We start from the raw sequence: 16,659 nt of genomic DNA, 5'->3' as shown, positions 1-16,659 counted from the left end.
CATTCATGATCACCCAAGCTGAATACGACAAGTGCCTGCGCGGCTACCAGATCACCGATTGCGCGGTGCGCAGCCAGGGCTACTTTCATTTCATCGCCCGCAACATCGAGGAAAGCGCCGAGGCCAGTCCGATCTCGGAGGCACGCGTCTCCAAGCGCGAGATCGGCTACTACGGCGACGAGCCCGCCGGCGCGCGCATGGGCTGGCAAGGCTTCGAGAATTTCGAGAGCACCTTCGTCGGTGCCGCGGCACTGCCGGTCGACCAGGTCGTGTGCGTCGACACGGGCGGCATGGTCTTCGTGCGCGGAGGAGGGAGTTCGGACTTCGAGTCGCCGATCCCCAAGCGCAGGGAAGGCCCGCGCCGAGGCGCCGTGCAGCGCATCCGCATGGTCCACGGCCAGCTCTACGTCGTCGGCAGCGGGCACACCGTGTGCCGCCGCCGGGGCCTCGACGACTGGGAATCGCTGGCCCTCGATCTGCCGCTGGAAACCCGGGCCGATGCCGACGATGCCGATCGCTCGGCCAACATGGCCTTCGAGGACATCGACGGCTTCTCGGCCAGCGACCTGTACGCCGTGGCGGGCCGTGGCCGCGTCTGGCATTGCGACGGAAGCCGCTGGACCCAGCTCGCCTTTCCCTCGAACATGCTGATGCATTCGGTGTGCTGCGCGGGCGACGGGCAGGTGTACATCGGCGCGCAGTCGGGTTCCGTGTTCCGCGGCCGTGGCCAGGAATGGACGCTCGTCCATCGCGGCGACATGACGCTGCCGTTCAAGGACATCGTCTGGCACGCCGGCAAGGTGTGGGCAACCAGCGACCACGGCCTGTGGCAGATCGACGGGAACACCGTGACCCGGCTCGAGCTGCCTTCCGAGATCACGGTCTGCGCCGGCAACCTGTCGGCGGCCGGCGGCATGTTGCTGATGGCAGGCATGCACGGTGCGGCGTTTCACGACGGCGCCGCGTGGCATGCCATCTTCAATCGCAACGAGATGGAGCCGTGACCTTGCCGGTGGCTTCTGTGCCGCGGTCTCCACCGCGGACGATCGATGCGCTCGTGCGGCGCCATGCCGAGGACGCGGCCTTCTACTGGACGCAGCTCGACGCGGCGGCCATGTCGCCGCGCATCGGCCTCGAAGGCATCGCGCGCTTTCAGGGCCTGCTCGGGGCGCACCTGGACGGCCTCTTCGTGGCGGGAGAGATTGGCCAGCTCGCCGCATTCAAGGCGCTCGACCGGTGGATGAAGCCAGGAGAAGCCTACGTGGCCGCCTGGCTTTCGCTGCGCCGGGACGACGCCGCGGCGCTGGCCGCGGTGATGCAGCTGGTTGCGCGCCAGCCGGCGGTGCTGCTGCGCGGCTTGATCGGTGCACTGGCCTGCCTGCCCGCGGACGCGGCGAGCCGCTCGCTGCGCATGCTCAGTGGCGCGCCGGACAACGAGATTGCACAGGTCGCTGCATTGCGCGCGGCTGTGCTGCGCGGAGCCAACGGCGTCCGTTCGCTGGCCCACCCCGTGTCGCACTACCTGCGCAGTTCCAGCATGCACGTCGCGGCCGCCGCATGCCGCGCCGCGCCGGTGGTGCCCGGAGATGAAACGTCGATGTTGCTGCTGCAAGGCCTGCTTGGCACTCCTGGTGCATCGGCCGCACCGGTGCGCGCAGAGGCCGCCATCGCGCTTCATGCCGGGCGTCGTGCCACCGGAGGCCCGGCCACCGCGGCGCTGTGGCAGAGCATCGCTTCGCAGGCGTCCGTTCTCTCGTCGGCAACGGGTTGGGAGCGCAGGCAGGCGCAGCGGCGATTGAACCGCTGGGTCCGATGCTTCGGCTGGATGGCACCGCATGGACACGGCAACCTTCCGGGCCTGTTCGAATTCCTACCGTCGCGGCTGGGGCTGGGTTTCGCACTCAGCCACGGCGATCCCGCGCATCTGCCCTACGTCGTGCGGCAGATGGCGCAGCCGGAGAGCGCCGCGTATGCGGGCTGGGTGTGGCAGACGCTGACGGGGCTGCCGCTTCCAGCCCGCGCGTCGCCCCTGACGCGCGAGGGCGCGGTGAGCGCAGCGCTCGACGGTGACGACACGTTGCCGCTTCCCGACATCGCCGCAGTGAATGCGGTCCATGTCGACGCACCAACCGGGGGGCGCATCCTGCTCGGCCAGCCGCTGACGGTGGAGCTGGCCGATCGGCTGCTGGCCGACGGCACGGCGGTCGAACTGCATGCACTGGCCTCGACGGCCCTGTATTTCCTGCAACCGGGCCATGCGCAGGCGCGCGTCGGCTTTCACACCTTGCGGCGCACGCCGCCTTCGCCATGAGCTTCGACATGCTGGACCCGTGGAGCGACGCCGCGACCATCGCCGGAAGGCTTCGCCAACCCGGCTCCTTCCTCGTCGTGCTGCTGGCCGCAGAGAGCTGGTGCCGCAAATGCAGGGAGTTCCGGCCGGTGTTCGACCGTGCGGCGCAGGGCGCGAATGCCGGCGAGGTCTGGCTGTGGCTCGACCTCGAGGACCACGCGGAGTTCGTGGGCGACAGCATTCCCGACGATCTGCCCTGGTTGCTGGTGTACCGCGACAAGGTGCTGTGGAAATCCGAGCTCGCCACCGAGGCGGCATTGTCCGGGGCGCTCGACCCCGGCGCCGTGCCGTCGCCAGCCTGGCCGCTGCACCTGGACACGCCGGACAGGCCGGACAGGCCGGACAGGCCGAACATCCGTGCGCGCCTGTTGCAGGACGACTGGGGCCGTTGAGGGTCGCCCTGCATCGGCGACGCACCGCCGTGCAGTGACGGCGACAGCGTCGCCTGGAATTCAGCCGAATGGATGCATTGAAAGCCCGTGAGTAGTCGTTTCTTCCGCTCTGGCAGGCTTTCGGGTCGATTCCTGTAGTCCTTTTTTCTCGTGCCTTTGTGCACTGGCGTGCACTGCGGGCTTCCCCTAAGGTTCGGGCTCCTGCGAAGGCATCCGCTGTCACGTGCCGATTTCGCATCCGGGGCTCCCGCTGCCGTGTCACCGGCACGCGGAAGCCGACATCAGAAGGTCACCGTAAGCAACCGTGCCCGTGGGCACACGAAACCAAGGGAGTTGAGCAAATGGCAGTCGACATGTTCATGCGCGTCGAGAGCGCAAACGGCGAATCGAAGGACTCGAACCACAAGGACTGGAGCGACATCAAGTCGTTCTCGTGGGGCGCCACCCAGCCCGGCAACATGGTCAGCGGCGGCGGTGGCGGCGTGGGCAAGGCCAGCTTCAACGACCTGCAGGTGCTCGCGCGCATCGACAAGGCCGCGCCTGCCGTGCTGAAGAACTGCGCCAGCGGCAAGCACCTTGCCAAGGTCGAGGTGTCGGTGTGCAAGGCAGGCGGCTCGCAGATCGAATACACGCGCGTCACGCTCGAGGAAGTGCTGGTCACCTCGGTGCAGTACACGGCCGAGCAGGGCTCCGATGCCGTGTTCGTGCAGTACGCCTTCCAGGCCGCGAAGGTGAAGCAGCAGTACTGGGAGCAGACCGACAAGGGCGGCAAGGGCGCCGAGACGGTCCTGGGCTGGAACATCAAGGAAAACAAGGAAGCCTGATCTTCCCCGGCGCAGCGCCTGGAAATGACCCGCAGCTTCATCGCCCACAGTGCGCTGGGCGAGCGCCTCAAGTTCCGTTCGATGACGGGGCAGGAGGCCATCTCCACGCTCTTCGAGTCGCGCGTGCGGCTCGTGAGCGACATGGCCGGCATCGCGCCCAAGCGCATGCTCGGCGAAGACATGACCATCGAGGTCAACCTGGCCACCGAGCTGGGCGGGCCGGGCACGCGCTTCATCAGTGGACAGGTCACGCGCTTTGCCTGCGTGGGCAAGGACGACGGCGACATGTGCGTGTACGAGGCCACGCTGCGGCCCTGGCTCTGGTATGCCACGCGGCGCTCGGACTTCAGGATCTTCCAGTTCAAGACCGCGCCGCAGATCCTGCAGGAGGTGCTCGCGCCCTACGGTTTCGCCATCGATGCGAGGCTGGCCGGCAACTACCGCACCTGGGAGTACTGCGTGCAGTACGCCGAGACCGACTTCAACTTCGTCAGCCGGCTGATGGAGCAGGAAGGCATCTACTACTTCTTCTCGCACGCCAAGGGCAGCCACCAGCTGGTGCTGTGCGACGGACCCGACTCGCACGTGCCGCTGCCCAGCGGTCCGGTGAAGGTGCCGTACCACGCGGGCGTGCTCGCGGCGCAGATCCTCGAGCAGGACTTCATCGACAACTGGCGCCATGGCGAGGACATCGCGCCGGGCAATTTCGCGGCCGACGACTACGACTTCAGGAAGCCCAACGCCGAGATCGACACCCTGCGCCGGCAGCCGGCCGGCCACAGCCGCGACGACTTCGAAATCTATGACTGGCCCGGCGGCTACACCGAGCTGGGCGATGGCGAGAACTACGCGCGGCTGCGGCTGGAGCAACTGGCCGGCCGCCGCGAGCTCGTCTCCGCCGAAGGCAACCTGCGCCACATGGCGCCGGGCTACCTGTTCGAGCTGGCGCGCCACCCCAATGCCGAGGACAACCGGCGCTACCTGATCGAGTCGGTGAGCCACGACTTCCAGGAGAACGCCCTGCGCGTGGTGGGCGCGGCCGACGCCGCCTACAGCGAATCGACCAGCAGCACGAGCTACCGGCAGGCCTTCGACGTGCTGCCCGACAGCGCGCCGTACCGCCCCGCGCGCAACACACCCCGTCCGCGCACCACCGGGCCGCAGACCGCGGTGGTGGTGGGCCCGGAAGGCGAGGAGATCCACACCGACGAGTACGGCCGCATCAAGGTGCAGTTCCACTGGGACCGCTACGGCCGGCGCGACGAGAACTCCTCGTGCTGGATCCGCGTGTCGCAGACCTGGGCCGGCAGCAACTACGGCGCCATGCACATTCCGCGCATCGGGCAGGAAGTGATCGTCGACTTTCTCAACGGCGACCCTGACCACCCGATCGTGACCGGCTGCGTCTACAACGCCGCGCAGATGCCGCCGTGGGAGCTGCCGCGCCACAAGACGCAGACCGGCTTCCAGACGAACTGGAGCAAGGGCGGCGGCGGCAAGCACATGCTGCGCTTCGAGGACAGCCGCGGCACCGAGCACATCGAGCTGTCGACCGACCACGGCAACACCCACCTGCACATGGGCTACCTGATGAACCAGGGCTCGGGCGTGCAGCGCAGCTACGGCTTCGAGCTGCGCACCAACGAGTGGGGCTCCATCCGCGCCGACAAGGGCCTGCTGCTGACCACCTACACGCAGGACTACGCGCAGAAGGTCTCCCGCGACAACCCCGACGGCCATGAGCACATGGGCGCCACGCTGGCGCAGAGCAACGCGCTCATGCAGTCGGCGGGGCAGGCGCTGTCGTCCACCAGGGCGCTGGTGAGTTCCATGGCGCAGGGAAAGAACCAGCAGCTCATGGGGCTGGTGCAGGGCGTGCAGTCGGCCGGTGGCGTGACGCAGGCCGTCGCGGCTCTGGCGGCGGGCGGCATGCCCGAGGCGGGTGTCTCGGACAACCCCGACCCCGCCATGGCCGACGCGCAGCAGATGCTCGACCTGTCGCGCAAGATCGACAAGCCCGTGGTCTCCATCGTGAGCCCCGAGGGGCAGACCATGATCAGCCCCAAGCCGATCGTCGTCAGCTCGGGGCAGAGCGTGTCGGTGCGCGCCACCTCCGCCATGACCCTGACCACCGGCGCGCAGCTCACGCAGCTGGTGGCCGGAGGCATGTTCACGCAGGTGAGCGAGGGCGGCCAGGTCAACGTGGTGTCGGGCGGCGATATCGTCTCGCATGCCAGCGCCGGTGCCATCAACCTGGTGTCGAAGACCGATGCCTCCGTCACCTCCACCGAGAACAACGCCACCGTCACTGGCCGCAAGTCGGTGGTGATCCAGGCGGCCGAGCAGGACGTGTTCGTCACCGGCAAGACCAGCATCTCGCTCATCTGCGGGAAGTCGTCGATCGTGCTGCTGGCCGACGGCACGGTGAAGATCAACGGCGTGAAGGGCCTCGTCAATTTCACCGAAGACCTCGACCAGCGCGGCGGCAAGATCTTCCTGAACTGCGAGGCACCCATCGGCAGCCAGAGCGAGGAAGCCACCACGGAGGACGCCGTGCCGGTGGCGCCCGCAGCAGCCGCCACGTCGGCCGAGGCCAGCGAGCGCAGCGTGCCTGCGGCGGCGCCGCCCGGCTACGCCAGGACCGGGCTGGGCACCGGCGTCGACGCCATCGCGGCGCGGTCGCCCACGCTGCAGCGGCAGCTCAAGTTCCTGCAGGGCCAGGGATGGAAGATCGGCTATGGCGCGGCCGGCGGAGGCACGTATGCCAACACCAGTCCGGGCGTCAAGAAGATCGTGATCGACAGCAACGAGGCGAGCGACCCCTACCGGACCGCCGCATCGCTCTCGCACGAGGTCGGGCACGCGGTGTATTCGTACCGGTTCAAGCCCGACGTGTCCTCGAAGTCGGCTTTCGTCAACAGCATGCTGGGCTCCGAGGGCGAGGCCGCGTTGAACCAGATCCAGGTGCAACGCGAGGTGTGGCGCGCGGCCAAGGTCGACATCCTCAAGGGATCGAACCCGGCCAACGTGGCCGCCTTCAACGATGCCTACAACGGCATGCTCAAGGGCGGTACGCGCGAGGCCGCGCGGGCTGCCGCCGGCAAGTACTACGGCACGCTGAACACGTCGACCACCGGCGAGCCGTACACGCAGTACTACGGCAACTCCTACGACAAGAGCTATGCCGGCAAGCATTGAGACCGCCATGACCGGAAACACCCACCTCACGCTCTGGCAGGCCATCGACGCGCTCGCCGCGCAGCTGCCGTTTTCCATGCAGGGCGTCGGCCGCACGCTCGGCACCACCCTGCGCGACACGCATGCAGAGGGCGGGGACGTCTTCCGGTTCTTCGAGGGCACGCCGGTGCGGCTGGCGGACGGCACCGAGCTGGCGCGCATCGACCTGCGCATCAAGCGCGAAGGCGCGCACCCGGGCTTCCTGGTGCTCGACATGGCGGGGCGCTGCGTGCCGATGCCCGAAGTGCGCCAGCACTACGCCGCGCTGGACCTCACCGACGTGCCGCGCGGCCGCTCGCTCGACGAGTCGACCAGCTACACCGCCGCGCTCGGCTGGGGCCGGCTGTCGTTCGGCTTCGCGCAGCGCAATCCCGACTGCCTGGCCCACGTGGCCTTCGATCCCACATGACCCGTGCAACCCGCGTAACCCTCACACCGCATACGCCGCACATCCGGAAAGCAGCGAGATGAGGTATCACATCAACGAAGGCCAGTTCGACGTGCCCGACGACGGACGCGTCGACCGCTCGATGAACGTGCTGGCCATGCCCGACGGTTCGGGCACCACGCTCATCGTGAGCCGCGACGCGCTGCGGACGCAGGAGAACCTTGCGCAGTTCGTCGCGCGGCAGATGAGCGACCTCACGCGGCAGGTGAGCCAGCTGAAGGAACTCTCGCGCGGCGATGTCGCCATCGGATCGCCCCTGCACAACCTTCGCGGCATCGAGCTCGCCACGCAGTTCAAGCAGAACGGGCAGGCCCTGTATCAGCGGCAGGCCGTGTTCCAGCAACGGGCCGGAAGCCCCGACGTGCTGGTGCTCACCGCCAGCAGCCCCGTGCCTTTCGACGCAGAGGCACTGGCGCTGTGGCAGCGCACGCTCGCGAGCTTCCAGCCCAGGGCGGCCTGACGCTGCACGCACACCATGGCCGGTAAACCCGCCGCGCGGCTGCACGACCCCATTGCCCACACCAACGCCCACGCGCGCTTCTGGGCCAAGTTCGCAGGCGGGCTGATCGGCGGCATCGCGGTGGGTTTCGCCGCCGGCGTGGCGGTGGCCGCGGTGGTGGGCACCGGCGGCCTTGCGGGCCCGCTGGTGGCGGGTGCCCTGGTGGTGGGCGCGCGCATGGCCGGTGGCTATGTCGGCGCGAGCCTGGGCGAATCGATTGCCGATGCGCTGGTGCCCGAGACCCTCACCGTCACCGGCATGATCACCAGCGGCTCGTCGGACGTGTTCATCGACAGCAAGGCCATCGGCGCCGCGCGCGCCTCGCCCGAGATCCCGATGGACACCGTGAGCTGCAAGAACGACTCGCCGCAGATCCTGCTGGCCGAGGGCGCGGAAACCGTCTTCATCAACATGGGCGTGGCCTCGCGCAAGGACGACCATACCGAGTGCGGCGCCAAGGTCAGCGAAGGCTCTCCCACGGTCTTCATCGGCGGGCCGACCGCGCGCGTGCGCGAGGTGGCCGACGAGGTGCCTCTGATATCGAAGGTGCTGGTGACCATCTTCAACGTGGTCATGATCTACCGCGGCCTGCGCTGCCTGCCCAAGCTCGCGCGGCAGGGCAGAAACGCGCTGCCTTGCCTGATCGAAGGCGCGGTGGGCGTGGGCATGGGCATCCACGGCCTGGTGAGCTCGTTCGGCAACCCGGTGCACGCGGCCACCGGCGGCAAGTTCCTCGGTGGCGAAAGCGAACTCGACTTCACGTTGCCGGGGCCGCTCCCCATCGCGTGGCAGCGCTTCTACAGCAGCCACGACCTGCGTCGCGACGGGCCGCTGGGGCAGGGATGGAGCCTGCCCTACGCGATGGAGCTGCGGCCCGGCACCAATGACGCAGGCGAACCGGTCGTCACGCTCATCGACGAGCAGGGCAGGCCGATCGAGCTGCCCGACATCGAGCCCGGCGAGCGCCAGTACAGCTTGCGCGACGGGCTGGACCTGTGCCGCACCGAGAGCGGCCATTACTTCATTCATGTGCCCGGCGGACTGTTCTTCGTGTTCGAAGCGCCGCGCGAGGAACTGCCCCGCGCGCAGACGCTGAAGCTCGCGCGTCTCGAAGACCGCAACGGCAACTTCATCGACCTGAGGCACGACGCGCTGGGCCGGTTGAGCGAGCTGACCGACAGCACCGGCCGCGTGCTCGCACTCGACCATGCGGGCGACAGCCCGCGCCTGAGCGCGGTGCGGCTCGCAGCGGGTGCGCCGGGAGAGTCCCCGGGCGTGCTCGTGGCCTACCGGCACGACGCCGAAGGCCGCCTGCTCGACGTGACCAACCGCAACGGCGACATCGTGCGCCGCTTCGGCTACGACGCACAGGGCTTCATGAGCCTCCACGCCGATGCGGCAGGCCTCGAGTGCCGGTACGAATGGCGCGGCGCCGGCAAGGACGCATACGTGGCGCGCCACTGGACCAACGACGGCGAGAGCTTCACCGTGCGCCGCATGCCGCCGGCCGCGGACGATGCGCTCGCGCTGGGCCAGACCCTGGTGGTCGACCAGCTCGGCCGCGAGTCGGCGTGGCACTGGAATGCCGACCTGCAGGTCACCGACTACACCGATCCCATGGGCCGCCACTGGCATGCGCAGTACAACGCGCTGCGCCAGCTCGTCGCCATCGTCGAGCCCGGCGGCACCATCACGCGCTGCGACTACGACCCCATGGGTCTGCTGGCCAGTCGCACCGACGCGCTGGGCCGCACCCACAGCACCGGCTGGACCGAGCTCGGCCTGCCCTGGCGCGAGACCCTGCCCGACGGCAGCGCGTGGACCTATGCCTACAGCGACGAAGGCAACCTCGTGCGCGAGACCGATCCGCTCGGCCAGGTCACCGAATACAGCTACGACCGTCGCGGCCTGCCCATTGCCGTGACCGACGCCAGGGGCGGCACCAACCGCATGGCCTGGAACGCGTGCGCACAGCTCGCGGCGCTGACCGACTGCTCCGGCAAGACCACGCGCTACGCCTACGACGGCTGGGGCCACCTGCAGAGCGTGACCGACGCCGCGGGCCAGCGCACGCGCCTGACCCACGACGTGATGGGGCGCCTGCTGTCGGTATCGCAGCCCGACAACAGCCACCAGTCCTTCAGCTACGACGCGGCCGGCCGCATCGTGGCCGCCACCGATGCGCTGAGCCGCAGCACGCGATTCGCGTTCGGTCTGCGCGGCCAGCCGCAGGTGCGGCAGGACGCCGAAGGCCGCCGCGTGGCGTGGCACTTCGACAGCGCGCAGCGCCTGCAGTCGCTCGTCAACGAGAACGGACTGCACTTCGAGTTCGTGCGCGATGCGGCCGACAGGGTCGTCGAGGAACGCCGCGTGGGCGGCACGCGCGTGCAGGTCGAATACGACGCCAACAGCTGGCCGGTCAGCATCACCCATGTGCCGGGCATCGGCGACGACGACCTCGAACTGCACGACAGCGCCGAGCCGCAACGCGCAACGCGCCCCCTGCGCACCGAGCTGCTGCGCGACGCCGCGGGCCGCCTCGTCGAGAAGCGCACCGCGAGCCATCACTACCGCTATCGCTACGACGCGCTCGACCGGCTGACGGAGGCCGTGAAGCTCGAGGCGGTGCAACCCGGCGCGGGCCATGAGCCCCGCGCCTTGCATCGCACCACCTTCGCCTACGACAGGCTCGGCCGCCTGGTAGAGGAAACCGCCGTCGACGAGCTCACTGGCGAAACGCACAGCCTGCATCACACGCACGACGAACTCGGCAACCGCACGCAGACGCTGTTGCCCGCCATCGTGGGGCAGCAGGGCGTGCAGCGCGCACTCAACTACCTGTACTACGGCTCCGGCCACCTGCACCAGGTCAACCTGCAGCAGCGCGCCGATGCGGTTGATGCGCCTGCGGTGCACCAGCTCATCAGCGACATCGAGCGCGACGACCTGCATCGCGAGGTGGGGCGCAGCCAGGGCGCGCTGTCGACCCGCTTCGCGCTCGACCCGCTGGGCCGCCGCGCCGCCGCATGGTGCCGGCCCGGTTCGTTGAACGGGGCTTTCTCGACACGCGACGCCGCATGGCGCGAGGCCCTCGACCGCAGCGGAACGCCGCAAGCGCACCTGCTCGACGGGTTGATGAAGGAATACGGCCACGACGCCGTGGGCGAGCTGCGCCAGAGCCGGCATTCGCTGCAGGGCGCCGCGGCGCACCGCTACGACGCCACCGGGCGCATCGAGGCGACCGCGCGCACGGGCGCGGCCGGCGCGGCCAACCAGGAACGCTTTGCCTACGACCCTGCCGGCAACCTGCTCGATGCGTCGATCGGCGGCCTGGCGCCGGGCAACGCACCCGGCTACGTGCGCGACAACCTCGTTCGCGTGTTCGAGGACAAGCGCTACAGCTACGACGGCCACGGCCGGCTGGTGCGCAAGAGGGCAGGCCGGCACACCGAGCAGCGCTTCGAATGGGACGACGAAAGCAGGCTCATCGCGGTGCACACCACCCGGCGCCCGCACACGCCCGAGGCCACCACGCAGGTCACGCGCTTCGACTACGACGCCATGGGGCGGCGCGTGGCCAAGCACGATGCCTTCGGCAGCACGCGGTTCATCTGGGAGGGCATGCGGCTCATCGAGGAGCGGCGCGGCGCGCAGGTGGTGAGCTATGTGTACGAGCCCGACAGCCATGTGCCCATGGCGCGGCTCGACGCGAAGTCTGAGCCCGAGCGGGTAGCGGACACGCGCACGGGTACGACCACCGCGCAGATCTTCCACTTTCACAACGACCCGTCCGGCCTGCCCGAGGAACTGAGCAACAACGAAGGCAACCTGTGCTGGCGCGCGAGCTACAGGACATGGGGCGCGACCGTTGCCGAGCAATGGGAAGTCACGGCCCTCGATGGCCGCCCGGCTGCATCGCCGACCGATGCAGCGCCCCAAGCCATCGAGCAGAACCTGCGCTTCCAGGGGCAGTACCTGGATCGCGACACCGGGCTGCACTACAACACCTTCCGGTTCTATGACCCGGATATCGGGCGGTTCATCAGCCCTGACCCGATCGGGCTTGCGGGCGGTGACAACTTGCATAGCTACTCGCCCAATCCGATCCGGTGGATCGACCCGCTGGGGTGGATCTGCGGCGAGACGCTTGCAAGGCCGGTCGGCTTCAACAGGGGCAGCCGCAACTTCACGCTGGAGCAGGGCAATGCCACGTCGGGGTGGAAGCACATCTACGACCGGCACGTCGACCCGGCGCGGTTCCCCAACAAATCGAAGTTCAGCTCCAACATGAGCCAGGGAGAGATTTCGTCGCTGCTGGGCAAGACGCTCAAGCATGGGAAGGAGTCGAGCTACGAGGGGAAAGCCGTATTCGAGTCGCGGCTGAAGTACGACGGACAATACAAACGCTATCGCGCCACCGTCAACGAAGACGGAACCGTTCGAACCTTCCACCCGCTGGACTGACTATGCTGGACATCTACTACACAGACCCCTCCACCACGGACATGCCCGAAGACCCAGGTAGCCTGGAACTGGCGGGTTCCATCGAACTCGATGCGCACCGTTCGCTGGCCGTGTTGTTCGACAAGGGCAGCAAGGCCGGTGCAAGTTTCAAGTACTTCGAGGATTCGCTGTTGACGCCTGCACAGGTTGCAACGCTGCTGAAGGTGTTCATTTCGAATGTGGGAGAACTCGGCGGCAATCGCCAGGCGCTTGCGGCGTTCGACGCGATGCGCGGCATCCTCGAAGGAGCGGTGGGCAAGGGCGTAGGGCTTGTGGCGTTCGGCGACTGAGCCTGTGGTCAGACCGAATGTTGAAGCAAACCATTGCCGGGCGGCTCGACCTTCCGCGCTACCTTGAGCGAGGCGCCGTGTATTTGGCCGCTGGCATGAGCATTCCGGAGCAGGCAGCCTGCGAGCAAGAAGCCGACGAGCAATGGCGTACTGGATCGGGGTGCGTCTACACCTTTGATCGGTGCAACTGTCGCATGCAGACAATGGCATCTTCGAGATGGGCGAGGCCGAGGAAGCCCAGGCCGTCGACTTCTTCCAGTGGCTCGAGTCGCTGGAGCCGAAGCTGGGCGTGCCGCTGACTCCGTATGCCGACGGCCTCGACCTGACCCGCGCCGAGCTGGCGAAGCGGATGCCCCGATAGCGGTGCCGGATGCTCGACATCTGCTTTGTCGAACCGGAACGCAGGCACCTGCCGAAAGACCCGGGTGGCCTGGTGCATGCGGGCTGCGTCGATCTTGATGCGCATCGCTCGCTCGCAGCGCTGTTCGATCGATGCATTCAGGGCGGCGCGAACCTCAAGTACTTCGACGACACGCTGCTGCGTGCCGAGCAGGTCGTGACCATGCTCGCGATATTCACTGTCAACGCCCCCGAACGTGGCGCCCCACGCGGGCAGATTGCTGCCTTCAAGTCGATGCACGCGATCCTGACCCGTGCCGCGGCGCAAGGCGTGGGGCTTGCGGCGTTCTGCGACTGACGTCCAAGCACCGCAGGCCGGTGACGCCTTCATTGCGGCGATCCAGGCACGCGCCTTGTTGAAGCCCACAGGCGACGCTCGAAGCTGCGCCGCGCTCGTCATCGCATCGAGTGCGGCGACGATGTCCGGAGCACTGCGTCTGCTGACTAGCGGACGGGCGTGATCGACACCGGAAAGATCAGCACGTTCGTCTGGTGGTTGCCATTGTCCGAATGAAAGAGCTTGCCGGTGACCTTCACCGGCTTTCCCTTCAGGCGCTTGAACGCCGCCATGTTCTTTTCGTCGAGCGCCATGTGCAGCAGCACCACGTCTTTTTCGGCGGACCAGTCGCGCGGCTCGTCTTCCGGCACGGAGATCGGCTCTGCGAGCCGTATCGCCGGGAACTTGAGCTTCTTGCCGTCGGGCGTCATGCCGTTGCCGGAAAGCAGCGTGCCTTGCAGCGTGACGACGGCGGGGTCGTAGGGCAGGGTCTTGGCGCTTGCGACCGAGGCGAAGAGCGTAAGGGCCAGTGTTGCGAGGAGGTGGTTCATTGTGCGGAGGGTGTGTTGATGTTCAGCGTTGTTGTTTGAGCTCTCGGCATGCGGGCCACGATGCCACGCAATGACCTGTGCGGGAAGTGCAAGAGAGCTGCCGTCCTTGCGCCGAACAGGATGTTCGTGGGCAAGTGATCTCTTTGTCTCTTCGACGGGCCTGGCTCTTATGAATCACTCGATTGCGAAGGCTGGCCGACGCGACGCGTGCTGTCGTCGGCAATGCAGGTTTTTGGTTTTCCGATGTGGGAAAAGTTGGCTTGATGCGCGGTTTGTTCGCCGCATCGCAGCGCCGATCTGGCGCTTCTGTTCTTACATTTGAACGGCCGCCGCGCCTCACGGCGGGACATCGAAATGCACACCGCAGCGATGTCGATGTGAGGCACAAAAAGGCGACGGCCAAGGTGCGCTAACACCATGGCCGTCTGACCAATCAACGTGCACTAACTTTGCAGGAAAGCACATCAAATGGCTGACGAAATTATCGCCGGGCAAGCCACGCCCGCATTCCGCACCGCAACCACCCTCGTCGACACGGCCGACCTTCTTGAGAAAAAGTCGACTCAATTGCAATCATTGCTGAAATGTTGCTACGGCGACTGCAGCGCATGGTTCGACGCGATAGGAAACGTGAACCGCGACAGCGTGATGTGGATCGCGTCCGATCTTGCAGACGAAGTCGCGGAGCTTTCGCAGCGAGTGCTGATGCGGCTCAACGAGGCGGACCTGTCGGCGCCTTCGTGATCGCAGCAAAGGGTGACGACCGCGCGCGAAAGTAGTTCGCAGTTTCTTGGTCACTGCAGTAGACGTAGCACCCCTTCATGCCCCGCGTCACCAGCGTGCGGTACGTGTTCTTGATGATCAGGTCCGCCTTCCGCGGCGGCCCTCGTCGGATCGGCCTTGAGTCGGACCCCGTAGCTGCGCAACGTCGTGTCGTGTCGATCTCTTGCCTTCGGCACGGTCACGACTTGACCATTCCGAACGACGAGGTCGGGGCCGATGATCACGCCGATGTAGTTGACCTCCGCCTGGGCATGTTTGGACGCAAGCACTTCGTTGATCGAGTCGGGCGCGATCATTCAGATGCTGCAGTTGACTTCGTGCAGCAGGCCATTGGCGAGTCGGTCCTAGGCAGCTTTCGTTCTCTGTGAGACTCGGGCGATGCGCACGGATGCTTCTTCTGGCATCCGCTGGAAGACTCCGTTCGGTTCGCCGACTTCTTCGAGGCATGACCAAGCTCTTGGGGAGTGAATTCAGTCATGCTGTCTAGCGAGTGCTTGAGCTATTCGGCCCGCCGACTTGCGGGCTGTTCAGGCGTGTCGTTGCGCCCCAGCCCGTAATAGCTGGCGCTACCCCGCTGTTGCGTTTCCGGCTGAGGCCGCGCAAGTAGCAAATGTTACGGGGGGCTCCAAAGAGCAACTACAGCCATCGCACGTCGGAAACAGGCCGTTTTTCAGGGCGCGGCTCCTGTGCGTTAGGCTCGACCGGTTAAAGATCGTTAAATTAAATGCACGCCAGCTTGTTTGCGGCGCGCCGTCGACGACCACACCGGGATGCCCTGTTCGATATGACTCGCATATTCAGCTTCGACGATCTACCGACTGCGGACCTCGTAGTCGATGCGATCTATGAAGGGGGGAATGCGGGCAACGCGAGCAGTGATCCCATCGCCAAGCTGCTTCCCGGCGCAGGCAATCAGGGTGGTTTCAGGGCCTCAGGTCCAGGTCTGAAGAAGAGGTTCGTAGTGCTCTATTCCAGTGGCGAAGAGGGCGATTGGCCCGACCGCTTGGATTTGAATACAGGGCAGTTCGTCTACTACGGCGACAACCGCACGCCGGGTCATGATCTTCATGACACGACGCGCCGCGGCAATCTGCTTCTCAAGGCGGCTTTCGAGAACGCGCATGGCGATGCAGCGAAGCGGGCGGAGGTGCCTCCATTCTTCGTCTTCACCAAATGCCCGACCGCGAAGAGCAGCAGGTCTGTTCAGTTCAAGGGGCTGGCCGTGCCCGGATTTCCTGGTCTTCCAATGACTGAAGATTTGGTTGCCGTATGGAAGACGACTTCCGGAGAGCGGTTCCAAAACTATCGCGCGGTCTTTACGGTGCTCAACGCAGCCACTGTTCCGCGCGTCTGGATCGACAGCCTCGCCTCGCAAGAGGTTGCTCTGGGAACTGCACCCGGCGCGCTGCGCGCTTGGGGCGAATCGGGCGTGTATGCCCCGTTGACCTCGGAGCCCACGAAAGTGATCCGGACGGAGAGCGAACAGAAGCCAGACACGCCGCTCAAGGCCGCGATCTTGGCGCGTGTCTGGGCTCACTTCAAGGACTCGCCTCTTGCTTTCGAGTCATTTGCTGCCCGGATTTATCAATTGACGGATCGGCGCGTGATCATCGATGAGATCACCAGAGGCAGCGTCGATGGCGGACGAGACGCCATCGGGAGGTATTTGCTAGGCCTCAGCGCCGACCCCGTGTATGCAGAGTTTGCGCTGGAGGCCAAGTGCTACCGCCCCGGTTCTGAAGACGCGTCGGCAAATACGGTGGGTGTGCGGGAGGTCGCACGGTTGATTTCCCGCATTCGGCATCGCCAGTTCGGCGTATTGGTCACAACCTCTGCAATTGCACGGCAGGCGTACACGGAAGTGAGAGATGACCGTCATCCCATCGTTCTCATCAGTGGACGGGATATTGCCGAAATCTTGATCCAAGCTGGCTACGGCTCGGTTGAGCGAGTGACGGAGTTGCTTGGCGAGTGGCCGGCTTGATGAGCCAATTTGGGATTGGCTGCGCGACGAGAACATGTTGTCGAATCGCTTTGTGAGGGCGCGCTTACGGCTGCTGATGCGGGAACGTAGAGGTCTCATGGCATTGGCCGGATATGCCAATT

16 protein-coding genes are annotated in these 16,659 nt (G+C 66.5%); 13 read left to right on the top strand and 3 right to left on the bottom strand.

The window, feature by feature from the left end; all coding sequences use genetic code 11:
* Positions 1–5 precede the first annotated feature (5 nt).
* From AACL56_RS22270 to AACL56_RS22220, 11 genes are all read left to right on the top strand, one after another.
* Positions 6–1,004, top strand: a complete 999-nt coding sequence (locus AACL56_RS22270; RefSeq protein WP_339091979.1) for a WD40/YVTN/BNR-like repeat-containing protein — start codon at positions 6–8, stop codon at positions 1,002–1,004.
* 2 nt (positions 1,005–1,006) lie between these two features.
* Positions 1,007–2,311 (top strand): hypothetical protein, encoded by a 1,305-nt coding sequence (locus tag AACL56_RS22265; protein ID WP_339091978.1) that lies wholly within the window; start codon positions 1,007–1,009, stop codon positions 2,309–2,311.
* Complete coding sequence (locus AACL56_RS22260) at positions 2,308–2,742, top strand: thioredoxin (RefSeq protein WP_339091977.1); 435 nt, start codon at positions 2,308–2,310, stop codon at positions 2,740–2,742. The genes AACL56_RS22265 and AACL56_RS22260 overlap by 4 nt, the downstream gene beginning before the upstream one ends.
* 341 nt (positions 2,743–3,083) lie before the next feature.
* On the top strand, positions 3,084–3,566 hold the full coding sequence (locus AACL56_RS22255; protein ID WP_339091976.1) for an Hcp family type VI secretion system effector: 483 nt from the start codon (positions 3,084–3,086) through the stop codon (positions 3,564–3,566).
* A 24-nt stretch (positions 3,567–3,590) separates the two neighbouring features.
* On the top strand, positions 3,591–6,764 hold the full coding sequence (locus AACL56_RS22250) for a type VI secretion system Vgr family protein (protein ID WP_339091975.1): 3,174 nt from the start codon (positions 3,591–3,593) through the stop codon (positions 6,762–6,764).
* A 7-nt stretch (positions 6,765–6,771) separates the two neighbouring features.
* Positions 6,772–7,212, top strand: coding sequence for a hypothetical protein (locus AACL56_RS22245; RefSeq protein WP_339091974.1), 441 nt, complete (start codon positions 6,772–6,774; stop codon positions 7,210–7,212).
* Positions 7,213–7,270: 58 nt separating this feature from the next.
* Positions 7,271–7,711: a DcrB-related protein gene (locus AACL56_RS22240; protein WP_339091973.1), complete on the top strand. Its 441-nt coding sequence runs from the start codon at positions 7,271–7,273 to the stop codon at positions 7,709–7,711.
* A 15-nt stretch (positions 7,712–7,726) separates the two neighbouring features.
* Positions 7,727–12,214, top strand: coding sequence for an RHS repeat-associated core domain-containing protein (locus AACL56_RS22235; RefSeq protein ID WP_339091972.1), 4,488 nt, complete (start codon positions 7,727–7,729; stop codon positions 12,212–12,214).
* 2 nt (positions 12,215–12,216) lie between these two features.
* Entirely contained in the window at positions 12,217–12,543 is a 327-nt protein-coding gene (locus AACL56_RS22230) for a hypothetical protein (RefSeq protein ID WP_339091971.1), read from the top strand.
* Positions 12,544–12,724: 181 nt separating this feature from the next.
* The gene (locus AACL56_RS22225) at positions 12,725–12,904 is read left to right on the top strand and encodes a hypothetical protein (RefSeq protein WP_339091970.1); all 180 of its coding nucleotides are present in this window, start codon (positions 12,725–12,727) and stop codon (positions 12,902–12,904) included.
* Between the two features lie 9 nt (positions 12,905–12,913).
* Entirely contained in the window at positions 12,914–13,240 is a 327-nt protein-coding gene (locus AACL56_RS22220) for a hypothetical protein (RefSeq protein ID WP_339091969.1), read from the top strand.
* A gap of 146 nt (positions 13,241–13,386) precedes the next feature.
* On the opposite strand, the gene AACL56_RS22215 is transcribed toward AACL56_RS22220, so the two are convergent.
* On the bottom strand, positions 13,387–13,770 hold the full coding sequence (locus AACL56_RS22215; protein ID WP_339091968.1) for a DUF4431 domain-containing protein: 384 nt from the start codon (positions 13,768–13,770) through the stop codon (positions 13,387–13,389).
* A 468-nt stretch (positions 13,771–14,238) separates the two neighbouring features.
* Between AACL56_RS22215 and AACL56_RS22210 the strand changes: the two genes are divergently transcribed.
* Entirely contained in the window at positions 14,239–14,514 is a 276-nt protein-coding gene (locus tag AACL56_RS22210) for a hypothetical protein (protein WP_339091967.1), read from the top strand.
* Here AACL56_RS22210 and AACL56_RS34345 read toward each other — a convergent pair.
* Both AACL56_RS34345 and AACL56_RS22205 read right to left on the bottom strand, forming a co-directional pair.
* The gene (locus tag AACL56_RS34345; RefSeq protein WP_425337074.1) at positions 14,483–14,629 is read right to left on the bottom strand and encodes a DNA/RNA helicase domain-containing protein; all 147 of its coding nucleotides are present in this window, start codon (positions 14,627–14,629) and stop codon (positions 14,483–14,485) included. The genes AACL56_RS22210 and AACL56_RS34345 overlap by 32 nt on opposite strands.
* Positions 14,565–14,849 (bottom strand): hypothetical protein, encoded by a 285-nt coding sequence (locus tag AACL56_RS22205; RefSeq protein WP_339091966.1) that lies wholly within the window; start codon positions 14,847–14,849, stop codon positions 14,565–14,567. Before AACL56_RS22205 ends, AACL56_RS34345 begins: the two co-directional genes overlap by 65 nt.
* A 428-nt stretch (positions 14,850–15,277) precedes the next feature.
* On the opposite strand from AACL56_RS22205, the gene AACL56_RS22200 reads away from it, so the two are divergent.
* A complete protein-coding gene (locus AACL56_RS22200; RefSeq protein WP_339091965.1) occupies positions 15,278–16,537 on the top strand; it encodes a restriction endonuclease in 1,260 nt (419 codons plus the stop codon).
* The last annotated feature ends 122 nt before the right edge of the window (positions 16,538–16,659 follow it).

The organism is Variovorax paradoxus (assembly GCF_902712855.1).
In the GTDB taxonomy this organism is placed as follows: domain Bacteria; phylum Pseudomonadota; class Gammaproteobacteria; order Burkholderiales; family Burkholderiaceae_C; genus Variovorax; species Variovorax paradoxus_Q.
The sequence above is the reverse complement of the archived record's forward strand: the minus strand, read 5'-3'. Positions and strand labels throughout refer to the sequence as shown.

Bases quoted from the DNA above. Each gene is read 5' to 3' on its own strand.
- AACL56_RS22250 (WP_339091975.1), top strand. From the start codon at position 3,591: ATGACCCGCAGCTTCATCGCCCACAGTGCGCTGGGCGAGCGCCTCAAG.
- AACL56_RS22200 (WP_339091965.1), top strand. From the start codon at position 15,278: ATGCACGCCAGCTTGTTTGCGGCGCGCCGTCGACGACCACACCGGGAT.
- AACL56_RS22260 (WP_339091977.1), top strand. From the start codon at position 2,308: ATGAGCTTCGACATGCTGGACCCGTGGAGCGACGCCGCGACCATCGCC.
- AACL56_RS22205 (WP_339091966.1), bottom strand. From the start codon at position 14,849: ATGATCGCGCCCGACTCGATCAACGAAGTGCTTGCGTCCAAACATGCC.
- AACL56_RS22210 (WP_339091967.1), top strand. From the start codon at position 14,239: ATGGCTGACGAAATTATCGCCGGGCAAGCCACGCCCGCATTCCGCACC.
- AACL56_RS22215 (WP_339091968.1), bottom strand. From the start codon at position 13,770: ATGAACCACCTCCTCGCAACACTGGCCCTTACGCTCTTCGCCTCGGTC.
- AACL56_RS22220 (WP_339091969.1), top strand. From the start codon at position 12,914: ATGCTCGACATCTGCTTTGTCGAACCGGAACGCAGGCACCTGCCGAAA.
- AACL56_RS22235 (WP_339091972.1), top strand. From the start codon at position 7,727: ATGGCCGGTAAACCCGCCGCGCGGCTGCACGACCCCATTGCCCACACC.
- AACL56_RS22230 (WP_339091971.1), top strand. From the start codon at position 12,217: ATGCTGGACATCTACTACACAGACCCCTCCACCACGGACATGCCCGAA.
- AACL56_RS22270 (WP_339091979.1), top strand. From the start codon at position 6: ATGATCACCCAAGCTGAATACGACAAGTGCCTGCGCGGCTACCAGATC.
- AACL56_RS22240 (WP_339091973.1), top strand. From the start codon at position 7,271: ATGAGGTATCACATCAACGAAGGCCAGTTCGACGTGCCCGACGACGGA.
- AACL56_RS22255 (WP_339091976.1), top strand. From the start codon at position 3,084: ATGGCAGTCGACATGTTCATGCGCGTCGAGAGCGCAAACGGCGAATCG.
- AACL56_RS22245 (WP_339091974.1), top strand. From the start codon at position 6,772: ATGACCGGAAACACCCACCTCACGCTCTGGCAGGCCATCGACGCGCTC.